The organism is Kitasatospora sp. NPDC085464 (assembly GCF_044541955.1).
Classification (GTDB): Bacteria; Actinomycetota; Actinomycetes; order Streptomycetales; family Streptomycetaceae; genus Kitasatospora.
In genome coordinates, this window is record NZ_JBITTM010000098.1 from 1 (window position 1) to 11565 (window position 11565).

The following is an 11565-nucleotide window of genomic DNA, read 5'->3' on the forward strand; positions in this document are numbered from 1 at the left end:
GGGTTGACCGCCTCGACCAGCCGCTCGAACGGCAGGTCCTGGTGCGCGTACGCCTCCAGGTCGGCCGCCCGCACCCGCTCGATCAGCTCCGCGAAGGTCGGGTCGCCCGACACGTCCGTCCGCAGCACCAGCGTGTTGACGAAGAACCCGACCAGGTCGTCCAGCGCGTCGTCGGTGCGGCCCGCGATCGGCGTGCCGAGCGGGATGTCCTCCCCCGCCCCCAGCCGGCTCAGCAGCGCCGCGAGCGCCGCCTGCAGCACCATGAACAGGCTGGCCCGCTGCTCGCGCGCGACCTTGGCGAGGCTCTGGTGGAGTTCCGGGGTGAGCTCGAAGGTGACGGTGTCGCCCCGGTGGGTGGCGCGAGCCGGCCGCGGCCGGTCGTACGGCAGCACCAGCTCCTCCGGCAGACCGGACAACGCCTCCTGCCAGTAGGCGAGTTGGTGGTGGATCGGCCCCTCGCCGGCGGCCGTGTCGTCGGAGCCCAGCAGCTCGCGCTGCCAGAGGCTGTAGTCGGCGTACTGCACCGGCAGCGCCGGCCACGCCGGGGCCTCCCCGGCGACGCGCGCCGCGTACGCGGTGGTCAGATCGCGGGCGAGCGGCGCGCGGGACCAGGCGTCGGTGGCGACGTGGTGGGTGAGCAGCAGCAGGACGTGCTCCTCGGCGTCGAGCTCGAAGAGCCAGACCCGCAGGGGGGTGTCCGTGGTGAGGTCGAAGGTGTGGCCGGCGGCGGTCAGCAGGGCCTCGTCCAGTCCGGCCTCGTCGGTGCGCACGACGGTGAGGTCCACGGGGCGGTCGGCGCCGAGGACGATCTGGTGCGGGCCCTCGGCGTCCTCCGCGAGGACGGTCCGCAGGCTCTCGTGGCGGGCGCTGAGGTCGGCGAGGGCCAGGCCCAGTGCCGTCCGGTCCAGGGCGCCGGAGAGTCGCAGGGCGACCGGCGAGTTGTAGGCCGCGCTGGGGCCCTCGAAGCGGTTGAGGAACCAGAGGCGCTGCTGGGCGTAGGACAGCGGGATCCGCTCCGGGCGCGGCACGGCGGCCGTGAGGGTGGGGCGGGCGCTGCCGTTGCCGGTGTCGAGGGCCCCGGAGAGGCCGGCCACCGTGGGGGTGTCGAAGAGCTGGCGGATGGCCATCTCGGCGCCGAGGGTGGAGCGGATGCGGCTGACCAGGCGGGTGGCGAGCAGGGAGTGCCCGCCGAGCTGGAAGAAGTCGTCGTCGATCGACACCGACTCCACGCCCAGCGTCTCCGCGAACAGACCGCACAGGATCTCCTCGCGCGGCGAACGCGGCGCCCGCCCGGCGGACTCCGCCCCGTACTCCGGCGCCGGCAACGCACGACGGTCAAGCTTCCCGTTCGGCGTCAACGGGAACGCCTCCAGCACGACGAACGCCGACGGCACCATGTACTCCGGCAGCCGGCCGGCCGCCAGCGCCCGCAGCTCGTCGGACGTGACGGTGCGGCCGCCGGTGGCGGCGTAGGCGACCAGGCGCTTGTCGCCGGGCTGGTCCTCGCGCAGCAGGACGGCGGCCTGGGTGACGTGCTCGTGCGCGGCCAGCACGGCCTCGATCTCGCCGAGTTCGATGCGGTAGCCGCGCAGCTTGACCTGCCCGTCGCCGCGGCCGACGAACTCCAGGAGCCCGTCGTGGTTCCAGCGCAGGACGTCGCCGGTGCGGTACATGCGGGAGCCGGGCGGCCCGTACGGGTCGGCGACGAAGCGCTCGGAGGTGAGCCCGGCCCGGTGCCAGTAGCCGCGGGCGAGGCCCGTCCCGGCGATGTAGGCCTCGCCCGGGACGCCGGCGGGGACGGGGCGCAGCGCGCTGTCGAGGACGTAGACCCGGGTGTTCCAGAAGGGGCGGCCGACGGGCACCGGGCCGGTCGGCGAGGGGGCGCCGGCGGGGATGCGGTACTGGACGCTGTTGACGGTGGCCTCGGTGGCGCCGTAGACGTTCAGCACGTCGGCGTCGGGGCGGCGGGCGCGCCAGCGGTCGATGACCTCGCCGAGGAGGAGTTCGCCGCCGAGCATGACGAGCCGGCTCGGGGAGGCGTCCGCGGGCAGCGCCTCCAGCAGGGCGAGGACGCTGGGGGTGCCCTTGAGGAAGGTGGGGGTGGGGCCCTCGGCGGCGGTCTCGTCGAGGTCGGCGACGCGGACCAGGCCGCCGGAGACGAGGGTCGTGTAGAGGGCGGTGACCGTGAGGTCGAAGGAGATCGGCGAGTGCAGCAGCGAGGTGCCGGTCATCGCCGGGTAGGCGTCGCGGGCCCACTGCAGGTAGGCGCCGAGGGAGCGGTGCTCGATCACGACGCCCTTGGGGCGGCCGGTGGAGCCCGAGGTGTAGATGACGTACGCCGGGTGCGCGGGCAGCAGGGCGCCGTGCCGCTCGGCGTCGGTGGGTGCGGTGGCGGGGCGGGCGGCGAGTTCGCCGGCCAGCGCGGGGTCGTCGAGCAGGAGGCGCGGGGTGCCGCCGTCGGGCAGGGCCGCGGCGAGCTCGCCGGTGGTGAGCAGCAGGGTGGGCCGGGTGTCGTCGAGCATGAACGCGATGCGCTCGGCCGGGTAGTCGGGGTCGACGGGCAGGTAGGCGGCCCCGGTCTTGAGGACGGCGAGGAGGGCGACGACCATGCCGGCGGTACGGGGCAGGGCGATGGCGACGAACCGCTCGGGGGCGGCGCCGCGCGCGACGAGGAGGTGCGCCAGGCGGCTGGAGCGGGCGTCGAGTTCGGCGTAGTCGAGGGTGCCGTCCGGGCCGCTGACCGCGGGGGCGTGCGGGGTGCGGGCGGCCTGTGCCCGGAACAGGTCGAGGATCGTGGTGTCCTCGGGGACGTCGTGGGCGGTGTCGTTCCAGCGCAGCAGGGCCTCGTCGCGCTCGTCGTCGCCGAGCAGCGCCAGGCGGCCGACGGCCTGGTCCGGGTCGGCGATCAGGCCGTGCAGGACCCGGACGAAGCGGTCGAGGACGCGCTGGGCGGTGGCCGCGTCGAAGACGTCGGGCCGGTAGTTGAGGCGGAAGCGCATGGTGTCGCGCGCGGAGGCGATCAGCAGCAGCGGGTAGTGGGTGGCCTCGCGGTTCTTGCCGGGGGCGAGGCTGATGGCGGCGCCGATGCCGGTGCCGGCGGTGCCGGTGCGGCTGACCGGGTAGTTCTGGAACACCATGGAGGTGTCGAAGAGTTCGCCGAGGCCGACGGCGCGCTGTACCTCGGCCAGTCCGAGGTGCTGGTGCGGGGTGAGCCGGGCCTGTTCGTCCTGGACGCGGGCGAGGAGTGCGGTGAGGGACTCGGCGGGCCGGATCCGGACCCTGGTGGGCAGGGTGTTGATGAAGAGCCCGACCATCCGCTCGACGCCGTCGAGCTCCGGGGGGCGGCCCGAGACGGTGGTGCCGAAGACGATGTCGTCGCGTCCGGTGTGGGTGCTCAGGGCGATCGCCCAGGCGGCCTGGACGACGGTGTTGAGGGTGAGGCCGCGGCTGCGGGCGATCTCCCCGAGTTCGGTGGTGTCCGCGCTGTCGAGGAGGGCCTGGACCTCGGCGCCGGCCACGGCGGCCCGGCCCGCGCCGGGCGCGACCTGGGTGGGCTCGGCGAGGTCGGCGTAGGCGTCGCGCCAGGCGGCGCGGGCGGCGTCCTTGTCCTGCCGCTCCAGCCAGGTGAGGTAGTCGCGGTAGGGGCGGACCGCCGGCAGGGCGGTGGGGTCGCCGTCGGTGTCGTAGAGGGCGAACAGCTCGCCCATGAGGACGGGCAGGGACCAGCCGTCCATCAGGAGGTGGTGGTTGGTCAGCACCAGGCGGTGGGTGTCGGCGCCGAGCCGCAGCAGGGTGAAGCGCAGCAGCGGGGGCCGGGCGACGTCGAAGCGGGTGGCGCGGTCGGCGGCGACGGCCGCGGCGGCGGCCGCGGCCCGCTCGTCCTCGGGCAGGCCGGTCAGGTCGGTCTCGGTCCAGGGCAGCCGGACCTCGCGCATGACGAGCTGGGCCCAGTCGCCGTTCTTGCGCTGGCGGAAGGCGACCCGCAGGTTGCCGTGGCGGGCGAGCAGCTTCTCGGCGGCGGCGCGCAGGGCGGCCGGGTCGAGGGCGCCCTCGATGTCGAAGGAGATCTGGACGACGTAGGGGTCGAGGCCGTCCTCGTCGTAGACGCTGTGGAAGAGCAGGCCCTCCTGGAGGGGGGCCAGCGACAGGATGTCCTCGATCTTCCGCGGGTTGCGACTCACTTCGTGGCCTCTTCGTCTTCAGGAGCGGTTACGTCGTCGGAGGCGGCGAACTCGTCGTCGCCGAACAGGTCGTCGAGCTCGTCCTCGAACGCCTCGATCTCGTCCTGGGTGATGGAGGAGAGGGAGACGTCGGAGGGGGTGAGTCCGCCTGCGAGGGGGTCGCGCGCGTGGGTGACGAGGGCTTCGAGCGCCTGGAACCAGAGCCCGGCCAGGTGCCGGACCCCGGTCTCGTCGAGGATCCCGTCGGCCCAGGTCCAGAAGGCGACCAGGCGCGGGCCGTCGGGGCCGTCCTCGGTGCGGGCGTTGAGTTCGAGGGGGTGCGCGAGGGGCAGGTGCGCGGGGTCTCCCGGGACGGCGTCGATGCCGCTCAGCGGGGTCCAGTCGGCGACCGGGCCGTCGCCGCCGGTGGCGAACCGCCCGAGGTAGTTGAAGGCCACCTGCGGTTCGGGCAGTCCGTCGAACCCGCTCGCGGTGGCGGGGTTGAGCCGGCGGACGAGCCCGTAGCCCATGCCCTTGTCCGGTACGGACCGGAGCTGTTCCTTGACGGCCTTGAGGGCGGTTCCCGCGGCCGGGCCGCCGGCGAGGGCGTCGGCGACGTCGGCGGGTCCGACGTTCAGGCGGACGGGGTACAGGTTGGTGAACCAGCCGACGGTGCGCGACAGGTCGGCGCCGTCCACGAGGTGTTCCTCGCGGCCGTGGCCCTCCAGGTCGAGCAGGAGTCCGGTGCCGCCCAGCCAGCGCGCCCAGGCCAGGGTGAAGGCGGTCAGCAGGACGTCGTTGACCTCGGCGTTGAACGCGGCGGGGACCCTGGTGAGGACGGCCTCGGTCACCTCGGGGGGCAGTACCGTCTCGATCCGGCCGGAGGTGCCGTGGGTGTCCCGGGCCGGGTCCAGGGCGCGGCGGCCCAGCAGCGGGTCGGCGGTGCGCAGCACGTCCTGCCACCAGCCGGCGTCGGCCGCCCGGGCGGGCTTGGCGGCTTCCTCGGTGAGGCGCTGGGCCCAACGGCGCAGCGAGGTGCCGACGGCCTGGAGTTCCGGCTCCCGGCCGGCGGCGACGGCTTGGTGGGCCTCGGCGAGGTCGGGCAGCAGGATCCGCCAGGACACGCCGTCGACGACGAGGTGGTGGATGACGAGCAGCAGCAGCCCGGGCGTGTCGGGGCCCCGGTCGACCCAGACGACCTGGACGACGCGGCCGGCGGCCAGGTCGAGGCGGTCGCGGGCGGCTTCCCCCTCGGCGTGGACGAGCCGGATCAGCTCCGGTCCGTCGAGTCCGGTGGCGTCGGCCCGGTGGACCGCGGCCGCGGCGTCGACGGTGCCGGGGGCCGGGACCTCCAGGCGCCGGTCGGGAGCCGGGGAGAGCCGGGCCCGCAGGGCGTCGTGGTGGTCGAGCAGGGCCTGGACGGCGCGGGTCAGGTGGCCGGGGTCGAGGCGGGCGGGGGCCTGCAGGACGGCGGACATGGTGAACCCGTCCAGGTCGTCGCTGCGGGCCAGCAGCCAGTGCTTGATCGGGGTGAGCGGCACCTCGCCGAGGCCCGCGCCGGGTTCCTCGGCCGGCGTGCCCTCGGCTTCGGTGACGACGGTGGCGAGGGCGGCGACGGTCCGGTGCTCGAAGACGTCCCGTACGGAGAGTTCGAGTCCGGCCCGGCGGGCCCGGCCGACCAGCTGGATCGACATGATGCTGTCGCCGCCGAGGTCGAAGAACCCGTCGTCGATGCCGACCTCGCGGACGCCGAGGACGTCGGCGAACAGGGCGCACAGCGCCTTCTCGCGTTCGGTGCGCGGCCCTTCGCCGGCGCCGGCGGACTGCGCCTCGGGGACGGGCAGGGCGGCCCGGTCGAGCTTGCCGTTGGCGGTCAGCGGCAGTTCGGCCAGGACGGTGACGGTGGCGGGGACCATGTAGTGCGGCAGCTGCTGCGCGATGTGGGTGCGCAGGGTGCGGCCGAGGTCGGGGTCCGGGTCGGGTTGCGCGGGCACCACGTAGGCGACCAGGCGGACGGCGCCGGGGGTGTCCTCGCGGGTGAGGACGGCGGCCGTGTCGACGGCCGGGTGCTCGGCGAGGACGGCCTCGACCTCGCCGGGCTCCACCCGGAAGCCGCCGATCTTGATCTGGTGGTCGGAGCGGCCGAGGAACTCCAGTTCGCCGCCGGCGGGCCGGCGCACGACGTCGCCGGTGCGGTACATCAGCGAACCGGGCGGGCCGAACGGGGAGGCGACGAACCGTTCGGCGGTGCGGTCGGGCCGGCCGAGGTAGCCGCGGGCCATCTGGGAGCCGCCGATGTACAGCTCGCCGCGCACGCCCGGGGCGACCGGCTGCAGCCGCTCGTCCAGGACGTGGGCGGCGGCGTTCCAGATCGGTTCGCCGATGGAGGCCGAGGCGGGCCACTCGTCGGTGTCCTCGGGGAGGGTCGCCGAGGTGATGGCGGCGACCTCGGCGGGGCCGTAGACGTTGTGCGCCATGCGCCGCCGGCCGGTCCCGCAGAACGCCCGCAGTTCGCTGCTGAGCCGGAACTGCTCGCCGCCCTGGAAGAGGTCGGTGAGCGAGTCGAGCGGCTCGCCGCGGTCCGCGGCGGCGGCGAGGACGGCGTCGATGACGAGGGTGGGGGCGAAGAGCTCGTTGATGCCGTGCCGGGCGATCCAGGCGGCCAGTTCGCGGCCGTCGACGCGGACGTGCTCCTCGGGCAGGACGAGGGTCTTGCCGACGACGAGCGCCTGGAGGATCTCCTGGACGGCGAAGTCGAAGGAGACGGCGCAGAACTGGGCGGTGCGGGTGCCGACGCCGCCGCAGTAGGTGCCGGCGTGCCAGCCGAGCAGGTTCATCAGGGAGCCCATCGGCATGACCACCCCCTTCGGGGTGCCGGTGGAGCCCGAGGTGTAGACGACGTAGGCCGGGTGGCGCGGGTCGAGCGGGCGGACCCGGTCGGCGTCGGTCAGGTCGGTGTCGGCCTCGGCGGACACGGCCCGTTCGACGGCCGGGTCGTCCAGGACGACGTCCCGGGCGTGCGGCTCGCCCAGGAGCGGCCGGTGGGCCGTGTCGGTGAGGACGGCGGCGGGGCCGCAGTCGTCCAGGACGGCGCGCAGCCGCTGCTCGGGGGCCTTGGTGTCGAGGGTGAGGTAGGCGGCACCGGCCTTGAGGACGGCCAGCAGCGAGACGATCATCTCGGCGGAGCGCGGCAGCGCGATCACCACGATCGACTCGCCGCCCACGCCGCGGGCCGCCAGGTGGCGGGCCAGCCGGTTGGCCCGGGCGTTGAGCTCCCCGTAGGAGAGGGTGCTCCGCTCGGAGATGACGGCCGTGGCCTCGGGCACGTCGGCGGCCTGCCGTTCGACCAGCTCGGGGACGAACTGCGGCGGCACCTCGTGCGCGGTGCGGTTCCACTCGCCGAGCTGCCGGGCCTCACCGGGTGTCAGGACGTCGAGCTGCCCGACGGGGCGGTGCGGGTCGGCGGCGGCGGAGCCGAGCAGCCGCAGGAGCCGTTCGGCGAAGGCTCCGGCCGTCGCCCGGTCGAAGATGTCGGCGTTGTACTCGCCCGCGCCGTGCAGGCCGGTGGGCTCGCCGTCGGGGCCGTGGGTCTCGTCGAGGAAGAAGGCGAGGTCGAACTTGGCGCGGCCGGTCTCCGGGGCCTCCACGTCGACGGTGAGGCCCGGCAGGCGCAGGACGTCGATGGCCTCCTGGTTGTTGTCGAGGCCGAGCAGCACCTGGAAGAGCGGGTGGCGGGCGAGCGAGCGGACCGGGCTGAGCACCTCGACGAGCCGCTCGAACGGCAGGTCCTGGTGGGCGTACGCGCCGAGGTTGGTCTCCCGGACGCGGGCGACGAGGTCGGCGAAGGTCGGGTCGCCGGAGGTGTCGGTGCGCAGGACGAGGGTGTTGACGAAGAAGCCGACCAGCTCCTCCAGGGCCGTGTCGGTCCGCCCGGCGATCGGGGTGCCGATCGGGACGTCCGTCCCGGCGCCGAGCCGGGTCAGCAGCCCGGCCAGTGCCGCCTGCAGCACCATGAACAGACTGGTGCGGGTCTCGCGGGCGAGGTCGGCGAGCGCCGCGTGCAGGTCCGCGGGCACCTCGAAGGGGACCCGGCCGCCGCGGTGGGACTGGCTCGGCGGGCGGGGCCGGTCGACGGGCAGTTCCAGCTGCTCGGGCAGGCCGGCCAGGGTCTGCTGCCAGTAGGCGAGTTGACGCGAGATCTCGCTGTCCGGGTCGTCCTCGGAGCCGAGGACCTCGCGCTGCCACAGGGTGTAGTCGGCGTACTGGACGGGCAGCGCCGGCCAGGCCGGTGCCTCCCCGGCGGCGCGGGCCGCGTAGGCCAGCGAGATGTCGCGGGCCAGCGGGCCCATGGACCAGCCGTCACCAGCGATGTGGTGGACCACCAGGGTCAGCACCTGCTCCCCGGTCTCGGTGGTGAACAGCCAGGCCCTGAGCGGGAGTTCGGCGCGCAGGTCGAAGGCGTGGGAGGCCGCGGCGCGCACCCGGGCAGCCAGTTCCCCGGTGCCGACCCGCTCCTCGGCGAGCCGGGGCGGCGTGTGCCCGGCGGGCAGGACGATCTGCCGGGCGCCGGCCGGGTCGTCCGCGAACACGGTCCGCAGGCTCTCGTGCCGGGCCACCACGTCGGCCAGGGCGTCGCGCAGCGCGGCGCGGTCCAGGTCCCCGGTCAGCCGGAGGGTGACGGGGATGTTGTACGTCGCGTCGGCGCCCTCCAGGTTGTGGAGGAACCAGAGCCGCTGCTGGGCGTAGGACAGCGGCAGCAGGCGCGGACGCTCGACGGGCGCCGGCGGCCGGCGGGCCCCGTCGGCGCGGGTGAACGCCTCGGCGAGGCCGGCGACCGTGGGGTTCTCGAAGAACGTGCGGATCGAGATCTCGGCGCCCAGGACGGACCGGACCCGGCTGAGCAGCCGGACGGCCGACAGCGAGTGGCCGCTGCGGTCGAAGAAGTCGTCGTCGATGCCGACGGACGGCACACCGAGCACCTCGACGAACAGGGTGCACAGGATCTGCTCCAGCGGGCTGCGCGGGCCGCGGGACCGCGCGGGCAGCACGGCGGCGGCCGGTCCGGCCCCGGCCCGGTCGGCCCCCGGGGCCTCGGCGAGCCGCAGGTCGCCGTCGGCGGTCCAGCGGGCGGCGCGGTCGAGGCGGTACAGCCAGGCCGCGCCCGTCAGCGGGGAGGGCAGCAGGCGGTCCGGGTCGACGCCCGCCGTCCCGTCCGGCGCCGGGCCGTCGCCCGCGGCGTACAGCACGCCGGGGACGCCGGGCGGCACCGGCTGGAGGGCCTCGTCGAGGATCCAGGCGCGGGTGGGGGCCAGCGCGGCCGGGAGCCCGGCCCGGGACAGCGCCTCGGCCGCCTCTGGGCGGGCGGTGTCGCTCCACTGCGTCAGCACGGCGGCGCGCTCGCCCGCGTCGAGGAGGTCGGCGGCGGACAGCGGGCTGCCCGGCTCGGCGGCCACCGCGGCCAGCAGCCGCAGGAACCGCGCGCCGATCGCGCGAGCGGTGGCCTCGTCGAAGAGGCCGGTGCTGAACTCCAGGTCGGCGACGATGCCCGCGGGCCGGCCCTGCTCGTCGAAGCCCTCGGTCAGCTCGATGTTGAGGTCGAACTTGGTGTCCTCGATCGGCAGCCGCTCCAGCTCCACGGCGAGCCCGGGCAGCCGGGCGACCTCGGCGACGGTGGCCCGGGGGTCGGAGTTGTGCACGGTCAGGCAGACCTGGAACAGCGGGTGGCGGACCAGCGAGCGCTCGGGGTTGAGGGCCTCGACGAGCCGCTCGAACGGCAGGTCCTGGTGGGCGTACGCGCCGAGGTCGGCCTCCCGGACCCGGGCGACGAGGTCGGTGAACGCCGGGTCGCCGGAGGTGTCGGTGCGCAGCACGAGCGTGTTGGCGAAGAAGCCGACCAGCTCCTCCAGGGCCGTGTCGGTCCGCCCGGCGATCGGGGTGCCGATCGGGACGTCCGTCCCGGCGCCGAGCCGGGTCAGCAGTGCGGCCAACGCCGCCTGCAGCACCATGAACAAACTGGCCCGGGTCCGGCCGCTCAGCGCGTGCAGGTCCCGGTGCAGGGCGACGGGCACCTGGAACGTGACCCGTCCGCCGCGGCTCGCGAGGTCCGCGGTCCGCGGCCGGTCCGCGGGCAGCGCCAGTTCCTCCGGCAGTCCGTCCAGGGTCCGTTGCCAGTAGGCGAGTTGACGCGAGATCTCGCTGCCCGGGTCGTCCTCCGAACCGAGCGTCTCCCGCTGCCACAGGCTGTAGTCGGCGTACTGGACGGGCAGCGCCTGCCAGTCCGGCGCCTCCCCGGCGGCGCGGGCCGTGTAGGCCAGCGACAGGTCGCGGGCCAGGGGCTGCAGGGACCAGCCGTCGCCGACGATGTGGTGAAGGAGCAGCAGCAGCACGTGCTCGTCCTCGGCGAGGGCGAACAGCGTGGCACGCAGCGGGAGTTCGGCCGAGAGGTCGAAGCGGTGGCCCGCCCCGGCGGCGAGTTCGGCCGGCAGGCGGTCCTCGTCGACCTCCCGGACGTCCAGCCCGACCGGGGCGTCGTACGACGCCAGGATCCGCTGGGCGAAGCCCTCCTCGTCCTCGACGAAGAGGGTGCGCAGGCTCTCGTGGCGGGCGACGACGTCGGCCAGGGCCTCGCGCAGCGCCTGGACGTCCAGCGGACCGCGCAGCCGCAGGGCGCCGGGCGCGTTGTACGCGGTGCTGTCGCCGTCGAGCAGCTGGAGGAAGCGGAGCCTCTGCTGCGCGTAGGACAGCGGGATCCGCTCCGGGCGCGGGACGGCAGCGGTGAGCGGGGCGCGGACACTGCCGTCCGCACGGTCGACGGCCTCCGACAGGCCGGCGACGGTGGGGGTGTCGAAGAGCTGGCGGATCGGGAGTTCCACCGCGAGGAGACTGCGGATGCGGCTGACCAGCCGGGTCGCGAGGAGCGAGTGGCCGCCGAAGCGGAAGAAGTCGTCGTCGATCGACACCGACTCCACACCCAGGGTCTGCGCGAACAGACCGCACAGCACCTCCTCACGCGGCGACCGCGGGGCCCGCCCCCCGGCCTGCTCCGGACCGTACTCGGGTGCCGGCAGCGCACGACGGTCCAGCTTCCCGTTCACCGTCAACGGCAGCCCGTCCAGCACCACGAACGCGGAAGGGACCATGTACTCCGGCAGGCGATGTGCCACGAACTCCCGCAGCCCATGCGGGTCCTGTGCGTCGGTGGTGACGACATACGCCACCAGACGCTTGTCCCCCGGCTCGTCCTCCCGCACCACCACCGCAGCCCGAGCCACCCGCTCGTGCGCGACGACCGCGGCCTGCACCTCACCCAGCTCGATCCGGAAACCCCGAACCTTCACCTGATCATCGACCCGGCCCACATACACCAGCTGGCCATCGGCATTCCACCGCGCCACATCACCCGTGC

General features: G+C 74.8%; 2 protein-coding genes. Both read right to left on the bottom strand.

All coding sequences use genetic code 11. From position 1 onward, the window contains the following. A partial coding sequence (locus ACIGG8_RS42305) for an amino acid adenylation domain-containing protein (RefSeq protein ID WP_396553907.1) occupies positions 1 to 4181 on the bottom strand: 4181 nt, incomplete at its 3' end. Beyond that, positions 4178 to 11554, bottom strand: a complete 7377-nt coding sequence (locus ACIGG8_RS42310) for an amino acid adenylation domain-containing protein (protein WP_396553908.1) — start codon at positions 11552 to 11554, stop codon at positions 4178 to 4180. The genes ACIGG8_RS42310 and ACIGG8_RS42305, both read right to left, overlap by 4 nt. Positions 11555 to 11565 lie beyond the last annotated feature (11 nt).